This is a genomic window from Geodermatophilus sp. SYSU D01036 (assembly GCF_054050435.1).
On sequence record NZ_JBJGZJ010000019.1, the window covers coordinates 25,692 to 48,501 of the forward strand.

General features: G+C 75.5%; 25 protein-coding genes. 14 read left to right on the forward strand and 11 right to left on the reverse strand.

Annotated elements, in window-relative coordinates; all coding sequences use genetic code 11:
- Window positions 1–62: 62 nt before the first annotated feature.
- A complete protein-coding gene (locus ACI8AR_RS17430) occupies window positions 63–977 on the forward strand; it encodes a M23 family metallopeptidase (RefSeq protein ID WP_457052141.1) in 915 nt (304 codons plus the stop codon).
- Between the two features lie 174 nt (window positions 978–1,151).
- Here ACI8AR_RS17430 and pcrA read toward each other — a convergent pair whose 3' ends face one another.
- Complete coding sequence (pcrA, locus tag ACI8AR_RS17435) at window positions 1,152–3,446, reverse strand: DNA helicase PcrA (protein WP_457052142.1); 2,295 nt, start codon at window positions 3,444–3,446, stop codon at window positions 1,152–1,154.
- Between the two features lie 252 nt (window positions 3,447–3,698).
- On the opposite strand from pcrA, the gene ACI8AR_RS17440 reads away from it, so the two are divergent.
- The 5 genes from ACI8AR_RS17440 (at window position 3,699) to ACI8AR_RS17460 (ending at window position 6,832) form a co-directional block, all read left to right on the forward strand.
- Window positions 3,699–3,968 (forward strand): chorismate mutase, encoded by a 270-nt coding sequence (locus ACI8AR_RS17440; RefSeq protein ID WP_456937872.1) that lies wholly within the window; start codon window positions 3,699–3,701, stop codon window positions 3,966–3,968.
- Between the two features lie 102 nt (window positions 3,969–4,070).
- Window positions 4,071–4,643, forward strand: a complete 573-nt coding sequence (locus ACI8AR_RS17445) for a carboxymuconolactone decarboxylase family protein (protein ID WP_457052143.1) — start codon at window positions 4,071–4,073, stop codon at window positions 4,641–4,643.
- Window positions 4,640–5,527, forward strand: coding sequence for an RNA polymerase sigma-70 factor (locus tag ACI8AR_RS17450; protein ID WP_457052144.1), 888 nt, complete (start codon window positions 4,640–4,642; stop codon window positions 5,525–5,527). Before ACI8AR_RS17445 ends, ACI8AR_RS17450 begins: the two co-directional genes overlap by 4 nt.
- 9 nt (window positions 5,528–5,536) lie before the next feature.
- Window positions 5,537–6,271 (forward strand): PIG-L deacetylase family protein, encoded by a 735-nt coding sequence (locus ACI8AR_RS17455; protein ID WP_457052145.1) that lies wholly within the window; start codon window positions 5,537–5,539, stop codon window positions 6,269–6,271.
- Window positions 6,272–6,364: 93 nt separating this feature from the next.
- The gene (locus ACI8AR_RS17460) at window positions 6,365–6,832 is read left to right on the forward strand and encodes a nitroreductase/quinone reductase family protein (protein ID WP_457052146.1); all 468 of its coding nucleotides are present in this window, start codon (window positions 6,365–6,367) and stop codon (window positions 6,830–6,832) included.
- Window positions 6,833–6,838: 6 nt separating this feature from the next.
- On the opposite strand, the gene ACI8AR_RS17465 is transcribed toward ACI8AR_RS17460, so the two are convergent.
- Window positions 6,839–7,498, reverse strand: a complete 660-nt coding sequence (locus ACI8AR_RS17465) for a response regulator (protein ID WP_456930232.1) — start codon at window positions 7,496–7,498, stop codon at window positions 6,839–6,841.
- A complete protein-coding gene (locus ACI8AR_RS17470) occupies window positions 7,495–8,784 on the reverse strand; it encodes an ATP-binding protein (RefSeq protein ID WP_457052147.1) in 1,290 nt (429 codons plus the stop codon). Before ACI8AR_RS17470 ends, ACI8AR_RS17465 begins: the two co-directional genes overlap by 4 nt.
- A gap of 125 nt (window positions 8,785–8,909) precedes the next feature.
- On the opposite strand from ACI8AR_RS17470, the gene ACI8AR_RS17475 reads away from it, so the two are divergent.
- Window positions 8,910–9,806: a PspC domain-containing protein gene (locus ACI8AR_RS17475; RefSeq protein WP_457052148.1), complete on the forward strand. Its 897-nt coding sequence runs from the start codon at window positions 8,910–8,912 to the stop codon at window positions 9,804–9,806.
- On the forward strand, window positions 9,799–10,098 hold the full coding sequence (locus tag ACI8AR_RS17480; RefSeq protein WP_457052149.1) for a hypothetical protein: 300 nt from the start codon (window positions 9,799–9,801) through the stop codon (window positions 10,096–10,098). The genes ACI8AR_RS17475 and ACI8AR_RS17480 overlap by 8 nt, the downstream gene beginning before the upstream one ends.
- A gap of 62 nt (window positions 10,099–10,160) precedes the next feature.
- Here the strand turns inward: ACI8AR_RS17480 and ACI8AR_RS17485 are convergent, their stop codons facing one another.
- Window positions 10,161–10,745, reverse strand: coding sequence for a dienelactone hydrolase family protein (locus tag ACI8AR_RS17485; RefSeq protein WP_457052150.1), 585 nt, complete (start codon window positions 10,743–10,745; stop codon window positions 10,161–10,163).
- A 64-nt stretch (window positions 10,746–10,809) separates the two neighbouring features.
- Here ACI8AR_RS17485 and ACI8AR_RS17490 point away from each other — a divergent pair, with 64 nt between their 5' ends.
- Window positions 10,810–11,496: a helix-turn-helix transcriptional regulator gene (locus ACI8AR_RS17490; protein WP_457052151.1), complete on the forward strand. Its 687-nt coding sequence runs from the start codon at window positions 10,810–10,812 to the stop codon at window positions 11,494–11,496.
- 3 nt (window positions 11,497–11,499) lie between these two features.
- Here ACI8AR_RS17490 and guaA read toward each other — a convergent pair whose 3' ends face one another.
- Genes guaA through guaB form a run of 3 tightly spaced genes read right to left on the reverse strand, consistent with a single transcriptional unit; the run spans window position 11,500 to window position 15,733 of the window.
- Complete coding sequence (guaA, locus tag ACI8AR_RS17495) at window positions 11,500–13,062, reverse strand: glutamine-hydrolyzing GMP synthase (protein ID WP_457052152.1); 1,563 nt, start codon at window positions 13,060–13,062, stop codon at window positions 11,500–11,502.
- Window positions 13,062–14,198: a GuaB3 family IMP dehydrogenase-related protein gene (locus tag ACI8AR_RS17500; protein ID WP_456929456.1), complete on the reverse strand. Its 1,137-nt coding sequence runs from the start codon at window positions 14,196–14,198 to the stop codon at window positions 13,062–13,064. Before ACI8AR_RS17500 ends, guaA begins: the two co-directional genes overlap by 1 nt.
- A 2-nt stretch (window positions 14,199–14,200) precedes the next feature.
- Entirely contained in the window at window positions 14,201–15,733 is a 1,533-nt protein-coding gene (guaB, locus tag ACI8AR_RS17505; RefSeq protein ID WP_456937862.1) for an IMP dehydrogenase, read from the reverse strand.
- Between the two features lie 208 nt (window positions 15,734–15,941).
- On the opposite strand from guaB, the gene ACI8AR_RS17510 reads away from it, so the two are divergent.
- A complete protein-coding gene (locus ACI8AR_RS17510) occupies window positions 15,942–16,334 on the forward strand; it encodes a DUF5319 family protein (protein WP_456929458.1) in 393 nt (130 codons plus the stop codon).
- 61 nt (window positions 16,335–16,395) lie between these two features.
- On the opposite strand, the gene ACI8AR_RS17515 is transcribed toward ACI8AR_RS17510, so the two are convergent.
- Window positions 16,396–17,130: a response regulator transcription factor gene (locus ACI8AR_RS17515; protein WP_457052153.1), complete on the reverse strand. Its 735-nt coding sequence runs from the start codon at window positions 17,128–17,130 to the stop codon at window positions 16,396–16,398.
- 244 nt (window positions 17,131–17,374) lie between these two features.
- Here ACI8AR_RS17515 and ACI8AR_RS17520 point away from each other — a divergent pair, with 244 nt between their 5' ends.
- Window positions 17,375–17,674 (forward strand): WhiB family transcriptional regulator, encoded by a 300-nt coding sequence (locus tag ACI8AR_RS17520; protein ID WP_387987654.1) that lies wholly within the window; start codon window positions 17,375–17,377, stop codon window positions 17,672–17,674.
- 126 nt (window positions 17,675–17,800) lie between these two features.
- Here the strand turns inward: ACI8AR_RS17520 and ACI8AR_RS17525 are convergent, their stop codons facing one another.
- The 3 genes from ACI8AR_RS17525 to groES all read right to left on the reverse strand — a co-directional run bounded on the left by ACI8AR_RS17525 (window position 17,801) and on the right by groES (window position 20,637).
- Window positions 17,801–18,310 (reverse strand): hypothetical protein, encoded by a 510-nt coding sequence (locus ACI8AR_RS17525; protein ID WP_457052154.1) that lies wholly within the window; start codon window positions 18,308–18,310, stop codon window positions 17,801–17,803.
- Between the two features lie 221 nt (window positions 18,311–18,531).
- The gene (gene groL / locus ACI8AR_RS17530) at window positions 18,532–20,175 is read right to left on the reverse strand and encodes a chaperonin GroEL (protein WP_457052155.1); all 1,644 of its coding nucleotides are present in this window, start codon (window positions 20,173–20,175) and stop codon (window positions 18,532–18,534) included.
- Window positions 20,176–20,328: 153 nt separating this feature from the next.
- Window positions 20,329–20,637, reverse strand: coding sequence for a co-chaperone GroES (gene groES, locus ACI8AR_RS17535; RefSeq protein WP_110005357.1), 309 nt, complete (start codon window positions 20,635–20,637; stop codon window positions 20,329–20,331).
- Window positions 20,638–20,820: 183 nt separating this feature from the next.
- On the opposite strand from groES, the gene ACI8AR_RS17540 reads away from it, so the two are divergent.
- The 3 genes from ACI8AR_RS17540 to ACI8AR_RS17550 are packed head-to-tail and all read left to right on the forward strand — an operon-like array spanning window position 20,821 to window position 22,794.
- Window positions 20,821–22,038 (forward strand): class I SAM-dependent methyltransferase, encoded by a 1,218-nt coding sequence (locus tag ACI8AR_RS17540; protein WP_457052156.1) that lies wholly within the window; start codon window positions 20,821–20,823, stop codon window positions 22,036–22,038.
- 31 nt (window positions 22,039–22,069) lie between these two features.
- Complete coding sequence (locus ACI8AR_RS17545; protein WP_456937858.1) at window positions 22,070–22,312, forward strand: RNA polymerase subunit sigma-70; 243 nt, start codon at window positions 22,070–22,072, stop codon at window positions 22,310–22,312.
- Complete coding sequence (locus tag ACI8AR_RS17550; protein ID WP_457052157.1) at window positions 22,312–22,794, forward strand: Clp protease N-terminal domain-containing protein; 483 nt, start codon at window positions 22,312–22,314, stop codon at window positions 22,792–22,794. Before ACI8AR_RS17545 ends, ACI8AR_RS17550 begins: the two co-directional genes overlap by 1 nt.
- Window positions 22,795–22,810 lie beyond the last annotated feature (16 nt).

Here is a 22,810-nt window from a genome sequence, read left to right on the forward strand (position 1 = left end):
CGTCGCTCCCCCGACGGACTGCCCCGCGCAGCGGTCCCGGGAGCGTGGACGAAGGGTGCCCCGTGACCTCGCTCCTCGAGCCCGCGGCGACCGGCCGCCGGGCGACCGGGCCCGACGCGACCGGCCGCATCTCGTCCGGCCCGCTGGGGACCCCGGCCGTGCCGCCGGTCCCGCGGCCCGCGGTGCCGAGCACCGTCCTCCCCGCTCGGGTGGTCGCCCCCGGCGCCGCTCCGGCCGAGGACGCCGAGGTCGAGGACGCCGCCGTCGAGGCCGCCGCCGAGGTCGCCTCCGAGCCGGCCGGCACCGAGCCCGCCGCGCGGCGCACCGTCCGCCGCCCGCCCGGCCGCCGCGGCCCGCTGTGGCTGGGCGCGCTCGTCGCCGGTGCGCTCGTCGCCGCCGTCCCCGCCCTCACCGGCGGCACCCCGGCCCCGCCCGCCTCGGTGAGCGCAGCCGACTACGGCCTCGGCGCCGCCGACATCGGCCTGACCGGGGACATGGAGGACGCCGGCGTCCGCCAGGGCATCACCCAGGCCGAGGCCGCCGTCCGGCTGTCCGAACTGGCCGCCTCCCGCGCCGCCCGCGAGCCGCGGACCGTCGCGCCGACGACGGGCCGGATGACCACCTGCTTCTGCCAGCGCTGGGGCTCCATGCACTGGGGCATCGACCTGGCCAACTCCCTCGGCACGCCGATCCACTCGGTCACCGACGGGGTCGTGCTGCGCGCCGGCCGGGCCTCCGGGTACGGCAACGCCGTCTACATCCAGGACGCCGACGGCAACGTGCACATCTACGGGCACATGCGCTACTACGACGTCTCGGCCGGCGACATCGTGCACGCCGGCGACGAGATCGCCAGGATCGGCAACGAGGGCCAGTCCACCGGCCCGCACCTGCACTACGAGATCCACCGCGGCGGCATGACCGGCCGGCCGATCGACCCCGAGGAGTGGCTCGCCGACCACGGCGTCACCCTCTGACCCCGGCGCACCGGCCCCCTGGGGCGCTCCTCGCGCTCCCGGGGGTGCTGCAGGACTCGTGGACGTCGTAGCCGCCCCCAGGAGCGGACCTCCTGCGGCTTCCCACCCGCTCCTGCGGTGCTGCACGACCGCAGGAGCCGACGGAACACCGCAGGAGCGCGGCGGAACGCCTGCCTAGAGCTTGACGAGGGGGGCGTAGCGCAGGACGAGGCGCTTGGTGCCGCCGGAGCCGAAGTCGACCGTGGCCTGCGCCTTGTCGCCGGCGCCGCTGACCTCGACCACCGTGCCCAGGCCGAACGCGTCGTGGCTGACCCGGTCGCCGACCTCGACCGAGATCACCGGCCGGTTGCCGCGGCCGCCGCGCAGCCCGCCCGTCGACAGCCCGGTCGCCGCCACCCGCTGCTGCGCCGACGAGCCGGTGCTCGGCGCCGGCGTCGGGTCGGTGCGCGCCCAGTGCACGGTGTCCGAGGGCAGCTCGTCGAGGAACCGCGACGGCGGGTTGTAGGCCGGCTGCCCCCAGCTGGTGCGCACCGTGGCGCGGGAGAGGAACAGCCGCTGCCGCGCCCGGGTGATGCCGACGTAGGCCAGCCGCCGCTCCTCCTCCAGCTCCCGCGGGTCGCCGAGCGCCCGCAGGTGCGGGAACACGCCGTCCTCGAGGCCGGTCAGGAACACGACCGGGAACTCCAGGCCCTTGGCGGTGTGCAGCGTCATCAGCGTGACGACGCCGGCCTCGTCGCCGGAGACGGGGATCTGGTCGGCGTCGGCCACCAGCGAGACCTGCTCGAGGAAGTCGGTGACGGTGCCGCCGGGGTTGGCCGCCTCGAACTCGGCGGCCACCGAGATGAGCTCGTTGAGGTTGTCGACGCGGCCCTCGTCCTGCGGGTCGGTGCTGGCCTCGAGCTCGGCGAGGTAGCCGGTGCGGTCGAGGATGCTCTCCAGCAGCGCGGCCGGGCCCGAGCCGGTCTCGACCAGCTGCTCGAATTCCTCGAGCAGCGCGACGAACTCCTGGATCACCTTGAGCGACCGCGGCGCCAGCGTGGTGATCTCCGGGCAGCGGCGCAGCGCCGACGGGAACGCGATCCGCTCGCGGTCGGCGAACTGCTCGATGCAGGACTCGGCCTTGTCGCCGATGCCGCGCTTGGGCGTGTTGATCACCCGGCGGAGGCTGACGACGTCGGCCGGGTTGGCGACCACCCGCAGGTAGGCCAGCGCGTCGCGGACCTCCTTGCGCTCGTAGAAGCGCACCCCGCCGACGACCTTGTAGGGCATGCCGACGCGGATGAACACCTCCTCGAACACACGGGAGGCGTTGTTGGTCCGGTAGAAGACGGCGATGTCCGCGGGCCGGACGGTGCCGGCGTCGACCAGCGCGTCGATCTGCTCGGCGACCCAGGCGGCCTCGTCGTGCTCGTTCTCGGCGACGTAGCCCTCGATCAGCTCGCCGTCGCCGGCGTCGGTCCACAGGTTCTTGGGACGGCGGCCGGTGTTCTTCGCGATGACGGTGTTGGCCGCCTTGAGGATCCGCTGCGTGGAGCGGTAGTTCTGCTCGAGCAGGATCGTCGTCGCGTCGGGGTAGTCGCGCTCGAACTCGTCGATGTTGCGGATCGTGGCGCCGCGGAAGGCGTAGATCGACTGGTCGGCGTCGCCGACGACGCACAGCTCGGCCGGCGGCACCGGTCCCTCGCCCGTGCCGACCAGCTCGCGGACCAGCACGTACTGCGCGTGGTTGGTGTCCTGGTACTCGTCGACCAGCACGTGCCGGAACCGGCGCCGGTAGTGCTCGGCGACGTCGGGGAAGGCCTGCAGCAGGTTGACCGTCGTCATGATCAGGTCGTCGAAGTCCATGGCGTGCGCCTCGCGCAGCCGCCGCTGGTAGAGCGTGTAGGCCTCCTTGAGCACCTTCTCCGGCGCCGTCTGGGGGCTGAACGCCTCCTCGTCGACCAGCTCGTTCTTGAGGTTCGACACCTGGGCGGCGAGGCTGCGGCCGGGGTAGCGCTTGGCGTCGAGGTCGAGGTCGCGGGCGACCATCGTCATCAGGCGCACCGAGTCGCCCTGGTCGTAGATCGTGAACGACGACTTCAGGCCGAGCTTGGCCGACTCGGCGCGCAGGATCCGCACGCACATCGAGTGGAACGTGGACACCCACATCGCCCGGGCGCGCGGCCCGACCAGCTGCGCGACGCGCTCCTTCATCTCGCCGGCGGCCTTGTTGGTGAAGGTGATCGCGAGGACCTCGCCCGGCTGCACCCCGCGGGCGCCGAGCAGGTAGGCGACGCGGTGGGTGAGCACCCGGGTCTTGCCCGACCCGGCACCGGCCACGATGAGCAGCGGGCCGCCCTCGTGGACGACGGCCTGACGCTGGGGACCGTTGAGTCCGGCCAGCATGCGGTCCAGTTCCCGGCCGGCCGAGCCGGGAGCGGAACGCTGGAGCGCGGCGGTTCCGGGGAGGGCCTGCTGCACGCTGCTCATAGCCACACCACTGTAGTTCGGACCGACGACGGACCCGCCCGCGCCGGACCGCCCCTCGTGGCCGCCGGGCGTGCTGTGGCACACTCGGCGACGTGCTGCTCGCCACCGTCAGCTTTTACTACGGGCACCGGGTTCCGGTGTCCGTCGCCGCCGGCTGAGCAGCCGCCGCAACGAACGCCCCGGGCCCGAGGAGCCCGGGGCGTTTCTCGTTCCCCGGGGTCCGACGGCCCCTCCCCGCCCCGGAGGAACCCGATGACCGCCACCCTGCCGCCCACCGACGCCGACACCCGCATCGCCGAGCTGCGCGGCGAGATCGACGCCTGCGACGCCGAGCTGATCGCCCTGGTGCAGCGCCGGCTCGCCGTCTCGCAGCAGATCGGCGAGCTGCGCCGCTCCACCGGCGGCACCCGGCTCTCGCTGTCCCGGGAGCAGCAGGTGATCGACCGCTTCCGCACCGCGCTCGGTCCTGACGGCGCCGCGCTCGGGATGCTGCTGCTGCGCCAGGGCCGCGGCCACCTGTAGACGGAGGACCCCCTCGCGCGGCGGGCCCCTGCAGGGGGCCGCCCTGTCACGTCCCGGGCGGCTGCGTCGTCTCCATGGACACCCACCGGAGAGGACGCCGCCGTGACCGAGACCCGCACCGCCCGCATCCCGCTCGACCCGCCGCGCACGCTGCTCACCCGCCTCGTCGACCGGTACTCGCGCCGCCGCTTCGGTACGACGCTGGAACCCGCCGCGGCGTTCGGCCACCACCCCCGGCTGCTGTTCACCCACCTGCGCCACGAGCAGTCCCTCGCGAGGTGGGACCGGCTCGACCCGACGCTCAAGTCGCTCGCCGTCATGTCGGCGGCGGTGACGGTCGGCTGCTCGTGGTGCGTCGACTTCGGCTGGTGGGTCGGGACCGCGCACGAGGGCGTGGACCCGGCCAAGCTGCGCGCCGTCCCCACCTGGCGGGACAGCGACGCGCTCACCGACCTCGAGCGGCGCGTCGTCGAGTACGCCGAGGCGATGAGCACCACGCCGATGGGCGTCACCGACGAGATGGTCGCCGCCCTGCGGCGCGACCTCGACGACGCCGCCCTGGTCGAGCTCACGATGATGGTCGCCGTGGAGAACAGCCGGGCGCGGGCCAACAGCGCCCTGGGCCTGACCAGCCAGGCCTTCCGGGACCGCTGCGAGCTCCCGGCCCCGGCGTGACCGGCCCGCTGCCGGCGTTCGACGCGCACCGGCGGCTGCTGTTCACCGTCGCCTACCAGATGCTGGGCAGCGTCGCCGACGCCGAGGACGTCGTCCAGGACGCCTGGCTGCGCTGGTCGGCCGCCGGCCGCGACGACGTCGCCGACCCGCGTGCCTACCTGGTCCGGGTCACCACCCGGCTGGCGCTGGACCGGCTGGACTCCGCCCGCGCGCGCCGGGAGGCCTACGTCGGCCCGTGGCTGCCCGAGCCGCTGCTCACCGACGCGGCCGCGGACCCGGCCGACGAGGCGGTGCTCGGGGAGGAGGTGTCCCTGGCGCTGCTCGTCGTCCTGGAGAGCCTGTCCCCCGCCGAGCGGGCGGTGTTCGTCCTGCGCGAGGTGTTCGGGCTGCCCGCCGCGGAGGTGGCCGCCGTCCTCGGCCGCTCGGAGGCCGCGGTCCGGCAGATCGGGCACCGGGCGCGGGAGCACGTGGCCGCCCGCCGTCCGCGGTTCGACGCCGACCGGGCGACCCACCGCGAGGTCACCGAGCGGTTCCTCGCCGCGTGCGCCGGCGGCGACGTCGACGCGCTGCTGGCCGCGCTGGCCCCGGACGCGGTGCTGCTGACCGACGCCGGCGGCCGGGCGAAGGCGGCGCGGCGGCCGATCACCGGCGCGGACAAGGTGGCCCGCTTCCTCGCCGCCGTCATCCCCGGAGGGGTGTCGCAGCCGGGACTGCGGATGGTGCTGACCGAGGTCAACGGCCGGCCCGGGGTGGCGGCGTGGACCGACGGGGAGCCCCTCGTCGCGGTCTCGCTGGTCGTCACCGACGGCCTGGTCCAGCAGGTCCTCGTGGTGCTCAACCCGGACAAGCTGGCGGGTCTGCGGGTGGGCGCGTCCCCTGCATAGGCTCGCGCGGTGACCGCCGTCCCGCCCCGGAAGCCCGCCGAGCACGTCGAGCGCGTCCTGTGCGTGCTCGCCCACCCCGACGACGTCGACTTCGGCAGCGCGGGCACCGTGGCGACCTGGACCGCGGCCGGCACCGAGGTCGTCTACTGCATCGTCACCGACGGCGACGCGGGCGGCTTCGACGAGACCCCGCGCGACCGGATGGGCCCGCTGCGGCGGGAGGAGCAGCGCGCCGCAGCCGCCGCCGTCGGGGTCACCGACGTGCGATTCCTCGGCTACCCGGACGGCCGGCTCGAGCTGACCCTCGACCTGCGCCGGGACATCAGCCGGGTCATCCGGCAGGTGCGCCCGCACCGGGTGCTCACCAGCTCCCCGGAGCGCTGGTACGAGCGGGTCGGTGCCAGCCACCCCGACCACATGACCGTGGGCGAGTCGACGCTGCGCGCGGTCTACCCCGACGCCCGCAACCCGTTCGCGTTCCCGGAGCTGCTGGCCGACGAGGGCCTGGAGGCGTGGACGGTGGAGGAGGTGTGGCTGGGCGCCAGCCCGCGGGCCGACCACGCCGTCGACGTGACCGACGTCGTCGAGCTCAAGTTCGCCGCACTGAAGAGCCACGTGACGCAGGTCAGCCACCTCGACGACCTGGAGTCCTTCGTCACGGGCTGGATGGCGCAGACCGCCCGCCGCTTCGGCCTGCCCGACGGCCGGCTGGCCGAGGCCTTCCACGTCGTCCACACGGCCTGACCTCCGGCCGCCTCCCGGCGGGACCTCCGCCTCCTGCCGTCCGGAGCCGTCCCCGGCCACCGTGGTCGGGGACGGCTCCGGACGGAGGGGACGATGACCGCGACGCACCGCCTCGACCGCTGGATGTACCGCGGCCACCGGCCCAACCGGCTGGCCCGCACCCTCAACCGGGCCTGGGCGGCCCTGGCCGGCGCCGGCCTCGGCCCGTCCCGGCTGGTGACCCTCGAGGTCACGGGACGGCGCAGCGGCCGCGTGATCGCCTTCCCGGTGGTCGTGGCCGACCTCGACGGCGAGCGCTACCTGGTGTCGATGCTCGGCGAGGACGCGAACTGGGTGCGCAACGTCCGGGCCGCCGGGGGACGGGCGGTGCTGCGCCGCCGGCGCCGCTCCTCCGTCCGGCTCGAGGAGGTCCCTCCCGGCGACCGCGTCCCGGTGCTGCGCCGCTACCTCGAGCTCGCGCCGGGCGCCCGGGCGCACGTCCCGGTGGCGGCGTCCGCCCCGGACGAGGACCTGGCGCGGATCGCCCCCCGGCACCCCGTGTTCCGTGTCACCGGCGGCTGACCGGGGTCAGAGCAGGCGGTTGGTCGCCGCCCAGCGGGTGAGCTCGTTGCGGTTGGACAGCTGCAGCTTGCGCAGCACGTTGGACGCGTGGGACTCCACCGTCTTCACCGAGATGAACAGCCGCGAGCCGATCTCCCGGTAGGTGTAGCCGCGCGCCAGCAGCTGCATGACCTCGCGCTCGCGGGCGCTGAGCAGGTCCAGGCCGGGGTCGGTCGCCGGGTCCTCGGCGGGTGCCGCCGACGGGGCGCTCGCGGCGAAGGCGTCGAGCACGAAGCCGGCCAGCCGGGGGCTGAACACGACGTCGCCCTCGGCCACCCGCTGCACCGCCGACACCAGGTCCGGCCCGGAGATGGTCTTGGTGACGTAGCCGCGGGCGCCGGCGCGGATGACCGCGATGACGTCCTCGGCGGCGTCGGACACCGACAGCGCCAGCCAGCGCACGTCGGGCAGCTCCGCGCGCAGCGTCTCGAGCACGGTGCGGCCCCCGCCCCCGGGCATGTGCACGTCGAGCAGCACGACGTCGGGGACGGTGGCCCGGATCCCGGCGACGGCGGAGTCGACGTCGGCCGCCTCGCCGACCACGGTGACGGCGCCGCCGAGCTCGGCGCGGACGCCGGCGCGGACCATGGCGTGGTCGTCGACGACGAAGACGCGGGGGACGCTCACGCGGCCGCCTCGCGGGGCAGCACGAGCTCGACCTCGGTGCCCTCGCCCGGCGCCGAGCGCACCGTCGCCGTCCCGCCCAGGCGGGTGAGCCGGCCGGACACCGAGTCGCGCAGCCCGCGGCGGTCGGCCGGGACGGCGGACGGGTCGAACCCGGCGCCGCGGTCGCGGACGAACACCGACACCGACTGCGCGCCCACCTCGGTGTAGAGGTCCGCGGAGGTCACGCCGGCGTGCTTGGCGGCGTTGAGCAGCGCCTCGCGGGTGGCCGCGCCCAGCGCCGCGAGCGCGTCGTCGACCGGGGCGTCGCCGACGACCACCGGGTCCACGGTGAGCGCGTGGTCGCCCTCCACCTCGGCGACCATCTCCGTGACCAGCGCGGCCCAGGTGCCGCCGCCGACGGACGACGCCGGCTCGTACAGCCAGCTGCGCAGCTCGCGCTCCTGGCTGCGGGCCAGCCGGGCGACCGCCTGCTGGTCACCGGAGTTCCGCTGGATCAGCGCGAGGGTCTGCAGCACCGAGTCGTGCAGGTGCGCGGCGACGGCGGCCCGCTCCTCCGAGCGGATGCGGGCGGTGCGCTCGGTCTCGCGGGAGTCCAGCAGCCGCCGCCAGAACGGGGCGGTGGCCAGCACGACGCCGACCATGATGACCAGGGTGGCGACGAAGCCGTTGCGCGCCGCGGCCAGCTGCCCCGTCGTCGCGAGCAGCAGGACCAGGCCGATCGCGGCGAGCGCCGCGCCGCCGGCGAGCACCCAGCGGACGCCGGGCCGGGTCAGCGTGCGGTCGGTGTCCAGCTGCCGCCAGATGACGGCGAGCCCGCCGCCGACCAGCAGCAGCGGGGCGATGAGGTCGTTGTTCCCCCAGGTCGCGAGGTTGGTGACCAGCACCAGCGCGCCGAGGCCGAAGAAGACCAGGCCGACGGTCTGCCGGCGGCTGGGCCGGGCCGTCGTGTCGGGGGCGACCTCGCCCAGCGGCACGAAGAACCACAGCAGCGCGTAGGCGATGACGCCGATGCCGGTCACCGCCAGCGCGACGAACGCCGCGCGGACGACCAGCGGGTCGGTGCGCAGGTGCGCCGCCGTCCCCGCCGCGACGCCGGCGAGCATCCGGCCCTGCCGGGGGCGCACGAGCGGCGGCCGGGTCCCGGCCGGGCGGGTCGCCACGGCGGTGGCGCCCGCGGGGGCCGGCAGGGTCTCCGGGGGCTGGGGGGTCTCGGTGGGCACGTCGACGGGGCCGGCCGGCGGGGCGCCGGCCGGCAGCCCGCCCGTGCTGGGCGCCGTCCTCGTCACGGCACCGATCGTCGCACCGCGCGCCCCTCCCCCGGTACCGGGAGACCCCCGGACGGGCAGGACCAGGGTCGGATGGGGGCCTTCCCCGATGTCGCGGCGGGCGCCCGCTCGGCACGCTCTCTGCCATGACCGCCGCCTCCCCTCCTCCCGCCCCACCCTTCGACCCCCCGCCCGCCCCACGCCCCACGCTCCGGCGCAGCCGCTCCGACAAGGTGCTCGGCGGCGTCGCGGGCGGCCTCGCCGAGTACAGCGGCGTCGACGCGCTGCTGTGGCGGGTCGGCTTCGTCGCCCTGACCCTCGCCGGCGGCACCGGTGTCGTCGTCTACGGACTGCTCTGGCTGCTCATGCCCCGCGGCCCGCGCCGGGCCGTCGACGGCGCGCCCGCCGAGCCGCCGGCGCCCCGCTCCCCCGTCGCCGGGATGACGATCGCGGGGCTGCTCATCGTCGTCGGCCTGATGGTCCTGGTGACCCGGTACACCGACCTCGACCTCGGCCCCCGCGGGTTCCTCGCCGGCGCGCTTCTCGTCGTCGGCCTGGGGCTGGTCGTCTCGGCGCTGACCCGCGGCCGCACGCCGCGCGGCGGGCTGATCGCGCTGGGCTCGGTGCTCACCCTGGCGCTGCTGTTCACCTCGTCCGTCCCCACCTGGGACGCCGACGACCGCTTCGGGCCCGGCGGCGGCGTGGGTGACCGCGACTACCGCCCGGCGACCGTCGAGGACGTGCGTCCCGTCTACCGGCTGGGCGCCGGTGACATGGACGTCGACCTCTCCCGGATCGACGTCGCCGACATCGACGAGCCGGTCGAGGTGCGCATCGACCACGGCGTCGGCGACCTCGACGTCACCGTCCCCGCCGACGCCGACGTGCGCGTCGACGTCGAGAACGGCATCGGCAACGCCGAGCTGTTCGACCAGGACGGCGAGGACGGCGGCTACTTCCGCGCACCGGGCGGCGACAGCCGGCCCGAGTTCGTCCTGACCATCGACCACGGGGTCGGCGACCTGGAGGTGTCCCGTGCCTGACTACAGCGAGTTCCCCACCACCCCCACCGGCTGGCAGGAGCGCGCGCTGGCCGCCGACTGGCAGCACACCAGCGCCCTCCCGGTCGAGGCCGCCGCGCCGAAGCGGCGGGTGGACCTGGTCGCGCTGGTCCCGGGCGTCGCGTTCGTCGTCCTGGCGCTGGTCTTCCTCGCCGGGGTGACCGTGCCGCTGGGCTTCCTCGCCGACGGCGGGCTGCTGTGGCTGCTGCTGGTCGGCGTGGGTGTCGCGCTGATGGTGAGCGAGCTGCGGAGGGCGCGCCGCGGCCGCGGCTGACGGCACGGGGGCGGCCGTTCGGAGGGCCCGGGGAGCGAGGAGCTCCCCGGGCCCTCGCCGTGTCAGCCGGCGACCCGGTCGACGAAGGCCAGTGCCCGCGTCCAGAACGACCCGGTGGCCTCCGGGTCGTACTCCGCCGGGAGGGACGGGTCGGTGAACAGGTGTCCGTGCCCCGGATAGCGGAAGACCTCGAGGGTCGCGCCGGCCGCGGCGACGTCGGCGGCGAACGCCTCGTCCCACTCCGCGGAGCGCTTGGGGTCGTCCGTGGTCCGGTGCAGCTGCGCGGGCAGCCCGGCCGGCCAGCCCGGCACCCCGAGGACCGCCACCGGCAGCGCCCCGGAGACCAGCAGGACGCCGCTGCACCGGCGCTGCGTGGCCACGTGCTCGGCCATCCCCGCGCCGTTGGAGAAGCCTGCGGCGACGAACCCGTCGGGCAGGTCCCGGACGGCGTCGACCGCGCCGGCCATGAGCGCCGGGAAGCCGACCGTCTCGACGTACGCGCCGGCCTCGGCGTAGTCGTCGAAGACCCGCCCGCCGTACTGGTCGACGACGCGGACCTCGTGGCCGGCCGCCCGCAGCCGGTCCGCGGCGTCGGTGACCCCGGGCCGGACGCCGAGGACGGAGTGGAAGAGCGCGATGGTCGTCATGGACCCACGGTGGCGGGTCCTCGGTGACACCGTCCTGTCACCGACTCCTGCGAGGATCCGCGCCGTGAACCGCACCGACCGGTTGCACGCGCTCACCGAGGAGCTGCGTCGCGCCGGGCCGCGCGGGCGGACGGCGCAGCGGCTGGCGGCGTGGCTGGAGGTGTCCACCCGCACGGTCAAGCGGGACGTCAGCGCCCTGCAGCAGGCCGGCGTCCCGATCTGGGCGAGCTCCGGTCCCGGCGGCGGCTACGTCCTCGACGCCGCGGCCACGCTGCCGCCGGTGAACCTGGCGCCCGCGCAGGCCGTGGCGGTCGCCGTCGCCCTGGCCGGCGCGGCGGACGCGCCGTTCGCCGCCGACGGCCGCGCGGCGCTGGAGAAGGTGCTCGACGTCCTCGGCCCGCAGGCCCGGGCGGAGGTGGAGCGGCTCGGCGGGCGGGTGTGGGTGCGGGCGCCCTCCGGCCGGCGCCCGGACCCGGCGCCGGTGGTGGAGGAGGCGCTGGCCCGGCGCCGCGTCGTCGCGATCACCTACCGGGACCGGGCGGGGACGGCGTCCCGGCGGCGGGTGGAGCCGCACCTGCTGGCCCGTACCGGCGACCGCTGGTACCTCATCGGCTGGTGCCGGGAGCGGGACGCGCCGCGCTGGTTCCGCTGGGACCGCATCGAGGCCGCCGCCCTGACCACCGACCCCGCCCCGGAGCGGGACCCCGCGGTCTACGGCACTCCCCCGCCCGACGCCCACGCCGTCAGGTGAGGCTTATTCCCACTCGATCGTGCCCGGCGGCTTGCTCGTCACGTCGAGGACGACGCGGTTGACCTCGGGCACCTCGTTGGTGATGCGGGTGGAGATCCGGGCGAGCACGTCGTAGGGCAGCCGGGTCCAGTCGGCGGTCATGGCGTCCTCGCTGGACACCGGGCGCAGCACCACCGGGTGGCCGTAGGTGCGCCCGTCGCCCTGGACGCCGACCGAGCGGACGTCGGCCAGCAGCACCACCGGGCACTGCCAGATCTCGGAGTCGAGCTTCGCCGCGCTGAGCTCCTCGCGGGCGATCGCGTCGGCCCGCCGCAGCACGTCGAGCCGCTCGCGGGTGACCTCGCCGACGATGCGGATGCCCAGCCCCGGCCCGGGGAACGGCTGGCGCTGCACGAGCCGGTCGGGCAGGCCGAGCTGCCGGCCCACCTCGCGCACCTCGTCCTTGAACAGCGTGCGCAGCGGCTCGACCAGGGTGAACTGCAGGTCCTCGGGCAGCCCGCCGACGTTGTGGTGGCTCTTGATGTTGGCCGTGCCGGTCCCGCCGCCGGACTCGACGACGTCGGGGTACAGCGTCCCCTGCACGAGGAAGTCGACGGTCTCGCCGTGCGCCTGGGCGTCGGCGACGACGTCGGTGGCCGCCTGCTCGAACACCCGGATGAACTCGCGGCCGATGGTCTTCCGCTTCTCCTCCGGGTCGCTGACCCCGGCCAGGGCGGACAGGAACTGCCCGCTCGCGTCGACCACCCGCAGGTCGGCGCCGGTGACCTCGGCGAAGTCGCGCTCGATCTGCTCGGTCTCGCCCTGCCGCATGAGCCCGTGGTCGACGTACACGCAGGTGAGCCGGTCCCCGATGGCCCGCTGCACGAGCGCGGCGGCCACCGCGGAGTCGACGCCGCCCGACAGCGCGCACAGCGCCCGCCGGTCGCCGATCCGCTCCCGGATCCGCTCGACCTGCTCGTCGACGACGTTGCTCATCGTCCAGGTGGGCTCGAGGCCGGCGATGTCGAACAGGAAGTGCTCGAGCACCGTCTGGCCGTGCGCGGTGTGCCGCACCTCGGGGTGGAACTGCACCCCGGCCAGCCGCCGGTCGACGTCCTCGAACGCCGCCACCGGCGCGCCGGTGGAGGTGGCGGTGACGGTGAACCCGGGCGGCGGGACGCTGACGGCGTCGCCGTGGCTCATCCACACCGACTGCTCCACCGGCAGGTCGCCGAACAGCCGGCCCTGCGTGGTGACCGTCAGCGGGGTGCCGCCGTACTCGCGGTCGCCGGTGTGCGCGACGGTGCCGCCGAGCGTCTGCGCCATCGCCTGGAAGCCGTAGCAGATGCCGAAGGCGGGCACGCCGCCCTCGAACAGCGCCGGGTCGACCTGCGGCGCGCCGTCGGCGTAGACGCTGGAGGGACCGCCGGAGAGCACGATCGCCGCCGGCTTCCGCGCCAGGACCTCCTCCGCGGGCACCGAGGACGGGACGATCTCGGAGTAGACGCCGGCCTCGCGGATGCGCCGGGCGATGAGCTGGGCGTACTGCGCGCCGAAGTCGACGACCAGGACGGTGGGGAAGTCCATCAGTCGGGTCGACCGCCGATCACCAGGTCCACGCGCTGGAACTCCTTGAGGTCGCGGTAGCCGGTCTTGGCCATCGTGCGGCGCAGCGCGCCGAACAGGTTGGTCCGACCGTCGGCGGTCTCGGCCGGCCCGAGCAGCAGCTGCTCCAGCGAGCCGGCCGCCGGGACCGGCGCCGATGTGCCGCCGCGGGGCAGCCGCGGGTGGGCGGCCACCGAGTCCCACCAGACCCCGCCGCCGGGGGCCTCCCGCGCCGCGCGCAGCGGCTCGCCGACCTGGACGGCGTCGGCGCCGCAGGCCAGCGCCCGCGCGATCGCGCCGCTGGTCTCGATCCGGCCGTTGGCGATGACGTGCACGTACCGGCCGCCGGTCTCGTCGAGGTAGTCGCGGCGGGCGGCCGCGGCGTCGGCGATCGCGCTGGCCAGCGGCACCCGGATGCCCATCACCGCGTCGCCGGTGGAGAAGCTGTCCGCGCCGACGCCGACGATCACCCCGGCCGCGCCGGTGCGCATGAGGTGCAGCGCCGTCGTGTAGTTCGCCGCGCCGCCGACGATGACCGGGACGTCGAGGTCGGCGATGAACGACTTGAGGTTGAGCGCCGCGCCCTGGGTGGTCACGTGCTCGGCGGAGACGATCGTGCCCTGGATGACCAGCAGGTCGACCCCGGCGGCGAGCACCGCGGGCGCGAGCTGCTCGGTGTGCTGCGGCGAGACGCGCACCGCCGTCGTCACCCCGGCGTCGCGCATCTCCTTGATCCGGGCGGTGATCAGGTCCGGCTTGACCGGCTCGGCGTAGACCTGCTGCAGGAGCGACACCGGCGGGGGCGCCTCGGCGGCGGCGTCGCGCAGCTGCCGGTAGACCGGCAGCGGGTCGTCGTAGCGGGTCCACAGCCCCTCGGCGTTGAGCACGCCGAGGCCGCCGGCCCGGCCGACGGCGATCGCCGTCGCCGGGCTGACGACCGCGTCGCTGGGGCTGGTGACCAGCGGGATGTCGAACCGGAAGGCGTCGATCTGCCAGGCCGTGGAGACGTCGTCGACGTCGCGGGTGCGGCGGGACGGGACGATCGAGACCTCGTCCAGGTCGTAGCCGCGGCGGGCGAAGCGGTTGAGGCCGATCTCGACGGTGTCGCGGGCGGGCATCGTCACCGCCCCCGGTAGTTCGGCGCCTCGACGGTCATCTGGATGTCGTGGGGGTGGCTCTCCACGAGACCGGCCGAGGTGATGCGGGTGAGCTGCCCGCGGTCCTGCAGGTCGGCGACGGTGCCCGCGCCGGCGTAGCCCATGGACGCGCGCAGGCCGCCGACGAGCTGGTGGGCCACGGTCGCCAGCAGGCCGCGGTAGGGCACCTGGCCCTCGATGCCCTCGGGGACGAGCTTGTCGTCGGAGAGGACGTCGTCGGCGAAGTAGCGGTCGCGGCTGTAGGACTGGTTGCCGCGCTTCTGCATGGCGCCGAGCGACCCCATGCCGCGGTAGGTCTTGAACTGCTTGCCGTTCATGAAGACCAGCTCGCCCGGGGCCTCCTCGACCCCGGCGAACAGCCCGCCGATCATGACGGTGTCGGCGCCGGCGACGAGCGCCTTGGCGATGTCGCCGGAGTACTGCAGGCCGCCGTCGGCGATGACCGGGACGCCGGCCGGCTTGCAGGCCAGGCTCGCCTCGTAGATGGCGGTGATCTGCGGGACGCCGACGCCGGCGACCACGCGGGTGGTGCAGATCGAGCCCGGGCCGACGCCGACCTTGACCGCGTCCGCGCCGGCGTCGACCAGCGCCTGGGCGCCGCCGCGGGTGGCGACGTTCCCGCCGACCACCTGCACGCCGCCGTCGCCGCCGAAGTCCTTCCGGACCCGGGCGACCATGTCGAGGACGGCGCGCTGGTGGCCGTGCGCGGTGTCGACGACGACCACGTCGACCCCGGCGTCGACCAGCAGGCCGACCCGCTCGTAGGCGTCCTCGCCCACGCCCACCGCCGCGGCGACGACGAGCCGGCCGTCGGCGTCCTTGGTGGCGTTCGGGTACTGGTCGCGCTTGACGAAGTCCTTGACGGTGATCAGGCCGCGCAGCCGGCCGGACCCGTCGACGATCGGCAGCTTCTCGATCTTGTGCTGGGACAGCAGCCGCAGCGCGGTGTCGGGGTCGACGCCGACCGGGGCGGTGACCAGCGGCATCTTGGTCATGACGTCGCGCACGAGCCGGTTCTGGTCGGTCTCGAAGCGCATGTCGCGGTTGGTGACGATGCCGACGAGCACGCCCTCGTCGTCGACGACGGGCGCGCCGGAGATGCGATAGCGGGCCGACAGGGCGTCGACCTCGGCGAGGGTGTTGTCCGGCGAGCAGGTGACCGGGTTGGTGACCATGCCGGCCTCGGAGCGCTTGACCAGGTCGACCTGGCCGGCCTGCTCCTCGGCGGCGAGGTTGCGGTGCAGCACGCCGACGCCGCCGACCCGCGCCATCGCGATCGCCATGCGGGCCTCGGTCACGGTGTCCATGGCGCTGGAGACCAGCGGCACGGCCAGCCGGATGCCCCGGGTGAGCCGGCTGCTGGTGTCGACCTCGGCGGGGACGACGTCGGACTCGCCGGGGATGAGCAGGACGTCGTCGTAGGTCAGGCCGAGCGGGGCGAACTTCGCCGGCAGCTCGGGACGGTGCCCGTCAGGTGCGTGGTCGTCGGGCTGCATGGTGCCGCCACCCTCTCCGTCGGCTCGGCCCCCGGCCGGGCGCGCGGGAACCCCTCCGATCGTAGGCCGGGCGCCGCGGCGCCCGGGACGCCGCCGGGTGCACGCATGGGAAGCGTCGGCGCGGGCGGCTACCGTGGGTCCCCGGACGGGCGAGCCCGCGCGTCCGGGCCGGGACGCCCGCGCCGCCAGCACGAGGGAGGAGGCACCCGTGAGTCCCTTCGACGACGCCCCGGGGCCCGACTTCGACTCGCCGTCGGACCCGCCACCGCTGTCGATGGAGGAACGGGCCGGCGTCCTCGACGACCTGGCCGAGCTCGAGGTGTTCCGCACCCTGCTCGAGCCGACGGGGATCAAGGGCATCGTCGTCGACTGCCCGGACTGCGACGAGGAGCACCACGTCGACTGGGCGCTGATGCAGGCCAACCTGCGCCAGCTGCTCGAGGAGGGGCAGACCGGCCGGCACGAGCCGCCGTTCGACCCCGACCCCGACGACTACGTCAGCTGGGACTACGCCAGCGGCTACGCCGACGGGGTGGCCGCGATGGCCGAGCGCGAGGAGCCCGGCTCCGGCCGCACCGGCCGCCACGCCCGCGACGACTGAACGGGAACGCACCGAGGGCCCCCTCCGGCGATCGGAGGGGGCCCTCGGCGTGTGTGTCGGGTCAGGACATCATGCCGCGGCGGAAGCCGGTGGCCACGGCCTCGGCGCGGTCCTTCGCGCCGAGCTTGCGGAACAGCCGGCGGGCGTGGGTCTTGATGGTGTCCTCGGACAGGTAGAGCTCCCGGCCGATCTGGGCGTTGCTCTTGCCCTGGCTCATCCCGGTGAGCACCTGCATCTCGCGCATCGACAGCGCGACCGCGGGCGCGGCCTCGCGGACGGGGGTGCTGACCACGCGCGGGCCGGCGCCGTTGAGCGGCGTCGCCCAGGCGGGCACCGGGGCGCCGACGGAGTTCAGCGGCACCGGGGCGGGCGCCGGCTGCGGCGGGCGGCCGTCGGCGCGCAGGCCCACGCGGGACAGGCCGAGGCCCATCTCCAGGGCGCTGGCGTCCCAGCGGAGGTAGCCGCGGGCCCCGACGGCGACCGCGGCGCGCACCGTCTCGGCGTCGTCGGGCGCGCCGAGCACGAGCACCGGGACGGTGGGGTGGGTGCGGATGACCTGGGTGGCGACGGTGAGGCCGGTGTCCACCGCGCGCTGGGTGCCGACCAGCAGCACGTCGGGCTGGCGGGTGGCCAGGCGCTGGACGAGGGCGGCGGCGTCCCCGACGACCTCGACCCGGCCCACGAAGGGCAGGGCCACCAGGCGGGCGGCGACGTCGTCGCGGACACGGCGGCGCTCGTCGTACACCCACACGGTCGTGGCCCCGTGGCCCGGACCGCGCATCCTGTCGTCGATCACGTGGTTCTCCTCGTCTCCCCCGGCCGTGGAGGGCACCCGGGTCCCCACGACCCGGAACGGCTACGGCCTGGAACGACCATGACCGGCGGTGACGAGGCGCAACACCCGTGATCACCCTGCGGGGGGAGACGCGGACCGGGAAAATGTCCGATCCCCCTGTGTTTGACCACGGGACCCCTCGGGCACCGGCTCCCGTGCGACCGGACCGCCCCCTCCGGCTCGCACCGAGCCGAGGAGGACCGACATGGCCGACATCCGCCGTCTCCCGACGCCCGTTGCCGAGGTGTGGGACTGGCAGCTGCACGGCGCCTGCCGTGGTGAGAGCACCGCGCTGTTCTTCCACCCCGACGGCGAGCGCGGCCCCGCGCGGGCCCGTCGCCAGGCCGCGGCCAAGGCCGTGTGCGCGAAGTGCCCTGTCGTCGAGGCCTGCCTGAAGCACGCCCTGAGCGTCCGTGAGCCCTACGGCGTCTGGGGCGGCATGAGCGAGGAGGAGCGGGCCCGGCTGATCGCCGCGGAGCCCGCCGCCGTCGCCGCGGGGGTCTAGAGGAAGACCCCCTCCTCCCCACGACTCGCAGGCTCGCGGCGGGACCCGAGAGGGGGCCGCACCCGGCACTCGCGGACGAGAGGGCCGGTCCAGCACCCGCTGGACCGGCCCTCTCGTCGTCTGCGCTCAGCCCGTGCGCTCGGCGGCCATCAGCTCGTCGTGCACCCACGTGCTCCCCCGGTCGTGCGACGTCTCCGCCGACCAGGTGAAGGAGCCCGGGCGGACGTCGGTGAACCGCCAGCGCAGCCACGGGTCCTCCTCGTCGCTGAGCAGGACCACCCCGCCGTCCTCCGTGGGCCGGCCCACGAAGCGCCGGACGCGCCCGTTGACGGGTTCCATCCAGATCGAGCGCCAGGTGCCCGGCGCGTGCGGGTCGGGGAAGCGGACCGTCGTCCCGTGGAACGCCCGCGGCGGGACTCCGGCGCCGGGCTCTCCCCGGCCGGGGACGATCCACACGTCCTGCACCGCGCGGCCGCCCAGCACGCGCCCGACGTGCAGCTCGCCGACCGCCGTCGACCAGGTGCCGTCCGGCTCGAGGCCCCGCCAGTGCAGCCGCCAGGCGCCTTCCAGCCGCCCGAAGAGCCCCAGGTCGTCGGGTCCCTCCGGCGAGGGGTCGTGCAGGGCGTCCGGGAGCATCGGGTCCTCCTCCGCCGGTCGGTCGCGGGGACGACGGTGCCGCGCCGGCCCGCCGCGCGTCCAGGGGGCGGACATCGAGAGGGCCGGTCCAGCGTCTGCTGGACCGGCCCTCTCCTCGTGCGGTGGCCGTCCTGGCTCACCGCCGCGCGTCCTGGCTCACCGTCGGCGGTGGGCCAGGACGCAGCACGATCAGCTCGGCTGATCGTGCGCGGCGGCGCCGTTCAGTGACTGTGGCCGTGGCCGTGCGAGTGGCCGTGGGTGTGGTGCCCGGCCCCCGCGTGCTCGTCCTCCTCCTCCGGCGCCTCGACGACGGCGGAGTCGGTGGTGAGCACCATCGCGGCGATCGACGCGGCGTTGCCCAGCGCGGCCTTGGTGACCTTGACCGGGTCGATGACGCCCTGGGCGGCCAGGTCGCCGTACTCGCCGGTGGCGGCGTTGAAGCCCTGGGCCCCGCCGAGGTCGCGGACCTTGCTGACGACGACGCGACCCTCGAAGCCGGCGTTGTCGGCGATGCGGGCCAGCGGGGCCTCCAGCGCACGCCGCACGGCACGGGCGCCGGTGAGCTCGTCGCCGGAGAGGTCCAGCGCGTCGATCGCGGCGGCGGCGTGCACGAGCGCCGAGCCACCACCGGGGACGACGCCCTCCTCGACCGCGGCCTTGGTGGCGGCGATGGCGTCCTCGATGCGGTGCTTGCGCTCCTTGAGCTCGACCTCGGTGGCCGCGCCGACCCGGATGACGCCGATGCCGCCGGCCAGCTTGGCCAGCCGCTCCTGCAGCTTCTCGCGGTCCCAGTCGGAGTCGGTGGCCTCGATCTCGCGGCGGATCTGGGCAACCCGGTCGGAGATCGCGCCGGCCGTGCCGCCGCCGTCGACGATCGTCGTCGTGTCCTTGGTGACGGTGACGCGGCGGGCGGTGCCGAGCACCTCGAGGCCGACCTGGTCGAGCTTGAGGCCGACGTCCTCGCTGACCACCTGGCCGCCGGTGACGACGGCGAGGTCGGTCATGAACGCCTTGCGGCGGTCGCCGAAGTAGGGCGACTTGACCGCGACGACCTTGATCGTCTTGCGGATGGAGTTGACGACGAGGGTGGACAGCGCCTCGCCCTCGACGTCCTCGGCGACGATCAGCAGCGGGCGGGCGCCGTTGCCGAGGACCTTCTCCAGCAGCGGCAGCAGGTCGGCCAGCGCGCCGACCTGGCCCTGGACCAGCAGCACGAGGACGTCGTCGAGGACGGCCTCCATCGCCTCCTGGTCGGTGACGAAGTAGGGCGAGAGGTAGCCCTTGTCGAACTGCACGCCCTCGGTGACGTCGAGGTCGGTGGAGAGGGTGTTGCTCTCCTCGACGGTGATGACGCCGTCCTTGCCGACCTTCTCCATCGCCTCGCCGATCAGGCGGCCGACCTCGGCGTCCTGCGCCGAGATGGTCGCGACGCCGGCGATGGCGTCCTGCTCCTCGACCGGGGTGGCGACCTCGTCGAGGGCGGCCCACACGGCGTCGACGGCGGCGCGCATGCCGCGGCCGAGGCCCATCGGGTTGGCGCCGGCGGCGACGTTGCGCATGCCCTCCTTGACCAGCGCCTGCGCCAGCACGGTCGCGGTGGTGGTGCCGTCACCGGCGACGTCGTTGGTCTTGGTGGCGACGTTCTTGGCCAGCTGGGCGCCGAGGTTCTCGTACGGGTCCTCGAGCTCGACCTCGCGGGCGATGGTGACGCCGTCGTTGGTGATGGTCGGGGCGCCGAACTTCTTGTCGAGGACGACGTTGCGCCCGCGCGGGCCGAGGGTCACCTTGACGGCGTCGGCGAGCTTGTCCACGCCGCGCTCGAGCGCGCGGCGGGCGTCCTCGTTGAACTTGATGATCTTGGCCATGGGGCCCTTCCGATCGGGGTTGCTACGGGGTGAGACGGCGACCGCCCCGGGACCCGGTCATTCGGGTCGCCGGGGCGGTCGCGTCGAGCTGTCGTGCGGCCCCCTGCAGGGGCCCGCGGCGAGCGGGCGAGCCGTGGGGGGCAGGGGGTCCTTCTACTTCTCCACGACGGCGAGCAGGTCGCGGGCGGAGAGCACCAGGTACTCCTCGCCGGCGTACTTGACCTCGGTGCCGCCGTACTTCGAGTAGATGACGACGTCGCCGACGTTGACGTCGAGCGGCACGCGGTTGCCGTTGTCGTCGATGCGGCCGGGGCCCACGGCGATGACCGTGCCCTCCTGCGGCTTCTCCTTGGCGGTGTCCGGGATGACCAGGCCGGAGGCGGTGGTGGTCTCGGCCTCGTTGGCCTGGACGACGACGCGGTCCTCGAGCGGCTTGATGTTGACCTTGGTAGCGGTCGTCACGAGGTGACGCCCCCTTCGGGATCGGACGGCGGGTGGTCTCTCATGCTGTGGCACGGGGGCCGGGCCTGCCGTCGCGGGGGTCAGGCGCCTGCCCGTGTCGATTGGCACTCTACCCACGAGAGTGCCAGCCCCTCAACCGGGTCGCCGGGTCGGGCGACGCCGCCCTGCGGGAGGCTGGACGCCGTGCCCGACGACGCCGGCCCGGTGGCCCTCCTGCGCACTCCGGAGGGGGCCGCGGCGACCGCGCGGGCGGCGGCGCTGCTGGCCGAGGGCGCCGACGTGCTGGCCGGCGTGGCCCGGCTGCGCGCCGAGGTCGGCCCGGAGCTGGTCGGCCCGGCCTGGGAGCTGGCCCGGCTGCGCGCGCGGGCCCGCCCGGTGTTCGGTGCCGACGCCGACCGGCTGTTCCTCACCGCCGACACCCTCGAGCAGGCCGGCCGTCCCGAGCTGGCCGCCCGCCGCGCCGCCCGGCTGCTCGCCGACGGCACCGACTCCGCCGCCGACCTCGGCTGCGCGGCCGGCACCGACACCGTCGCGCTGGCCCGGGCCGGCGCGCGGGTCCTCGCCGTCGACCGCGACCCGGTGGCCCGGGAGCTGACCGCCGCCAACGCCGCCGCGCTCGGGGTGGACGACGACGTGTGGGTGGTCGCCGGCGACGTCGTCGAGCTGGTGGACGCCGCCCGCGGCGGGGAGGTGGCCGGGTGCGGGGCCGCCGTCCTCGACCCCGCCCGGCGGGCCGGCGGACGGCGGCGGCTGGACCCCGACCGGTGGTCGCCGCCCTGGTCGACGGTGGCCGCGCTGCTCGACCGGGTGCCGCGCTCGGTGGTCAAGGTGGCGCCCGGCCTCGACCACGACCGGGTGCCCGACGGCGTCGAGGCCGAGTGGGTCTCGGTCCGCGGGTCGGTCGTCGAGGCGCTGCTGTGGGGCCGCGGACTGTCGGAGGTGTGGCGGCGGGCGGCCGTCGTCCGCGACGGCGTCGTCCACGAGCTGACCGCGGACGCCGACCCGGGTCCCGCCGACGCCGGCCCGGTCCGCGGGTGGCTGCACGAGCCCGACCCGGCCGTGATCCGCTCGGGGCTGGTGTCCCTGGCGGCCGCGGACCTCGGCGCCACGCTGGTCGACCCGACGATCGCCTACCTGACCTCCGACGCCCCGGCCGGCTCCCCCTGGGCCACCTCGTACCGGGTCGACGAGGTGCTGCCGTTCTCCCTCAAGCGGCTGCGCGCGCTGCTGCGGGCGCGCGGCGTCGGCCGGGTGGTGGTGAAGAAGCGCGGGTCGGCGATCGAGCCGGAGACCCTCGCCCGGCAGCTCCGCGGCCCGGGCGCCGGCAGCGCGACCGTCGTCGTCACCCGGGTGGCGGGCGCCCCCACGGCCCTCGTGTGCGACGTCATCAACCCGGGTTGACGAACGGATCGCATCAACCTAGGTTGATGGCGTGGCGGTCGAACCGGTCTCCGTACCCGGGCCCGAGGACCCCGAGGCGGCCCTGGCCGCCGTCGTCGCCCTGCGCCGGCTGGCGAGCCGGCTGGAGGTCGAGGCGGTGGTCGAGGCGGTCGGCCGGGGCTGGACGTGGGCCCAGGTCGGCGAGGCGCTCGGCATCAGCGCGCAGGCCGCCCACAAGAGGTTCGCCCCCGAGGTCCGCGCGCGGCGCGGTCACCGACCAGGAGGAGAGAGCTGATGGGGATCGTCACGGCGGTGCGGGACCTGCGGACGGTGAGGGCGCTGCTCACCGGCGCCGAGGCCGAGGCACGCGGCGGCGGGGAGGCGACGCCCGGCCCCGAGCACCTCCTGCTCGCGGCCACCGCGCTCCCCGACGGCACGGCCGCCGCCGCGCTCGCCCGGGTCGGGACCGACGCCGACCGCCTGCGCGCGGCCGTCGAGGCGGCGCACGCCGCCGCGCTCGCGTCGGTCGGGGTCGGCGCCGGGACCGGGGAGCCGGCGCTGCGCGGGCCCGCCACCGGCCCGATGCGCTCGACCCCGCAGGCCCAGCAGGTCTTCCGGGCCGCGGTCGCGGCGGCGAAGGCGGCGCGCTCCCCGCTGCGCGGCGCGCACGTCGTCGCCGCGGTGTGCGACCTCGAGCGCGGCACCGTCGTCCGCGCGCTGGCCGACCTCGGCGTCGACCGCGCCCGGCTGCGCGACGCGGCCCGCGCGGTCAGCTGACCGCGGCAGAAATGGC

Bases quoted from the DNA above. Each gene is read 5' to 3' on its own strand.
- groL (WP_457052155.1), bottom strand. From the start codon at position 20,175: ATGGCCAAGATCATCAAGTTCAACGAGGACGCCCGCCGCGCGCTCGAG.
- guaB (WP_456937862.1), bottom strand. From the start codon at position 15,733: ATGCAGCCCGACGACCACGCACCTGACGGGCACCGTCCCGAGCTGCCG.
- ACI8AR_RS17485 (WP_457052150.1), bottom strand. From the start codon at position 10,745: ATGACGACCATCGCGCTCTTCCACTCCGTCCTCGGCGTCCGGCCCGGG.
- pcrA (WP_457052142.1), bottom strand. From the start codon at position 3,446: ATGAGCAGCGTGCAGCAGGCCCTCCCCGGAACCGCCGCGCTCCAGCGT.
- ACI8AR_RS17440 (WP_456937872.1), top strand. From the start codon at position 3,699: ATGACCGCCACCCTGCCGCCCACCGACGCCGACACCCGCATCGCCGAG.
- ACI8AR_RS17475 (WP_457052148.1), top strand. From the start codon at position 8,910: ATGACCGCCGCCTCCCCTCCTCCCGCCCCACCCTTCGACCCCCCGCCC.
- ACI8AR_RS17520 (WP_387987654.1), top strand. From the start codon at position 17,375: ATGGCCGACATCCGCCGTCTCCCGACGCCCGTTGCCGAGGTGTGGGAC.
- ACI8AR_RS17550 (WP_457052157.1), top strand. From the start codon at position 22,312: ATGGGGATCGTCACGGCGGTGCGGGACCTGCGGACGGTGAGGGCGCTG.
- ACI8AR_RS17500 (WP_456929456.1), bottom strand. From the start codon at position 14,198: ATGCCCGCCCGCGACACCGTCGAGATCGGCCTCAACCGCTTCGCCCGC.
- guaA (WP_457052152.1), bottom strand. From the start codon at position 13,062: ATGGACTTCCCCACCGTCCTGGTCGTCGACTTCGGCGCGCAGTACGCC.
- ACI8AR_RS17525 (WP_457052154.1), bottom strand. From the start codon at position 18,310: ATGCTCCCGGACGCCCTGCACGACCCCTCGCCGGAGGGACCCGACGAC.
- ACI8AR_RS17460 (WP_457052146.1), top strand. From the start codon at position 6,365: ATGACCGCGACGCACCGCCTCGACCGCTGGATGTACCGCGGCCACCGG.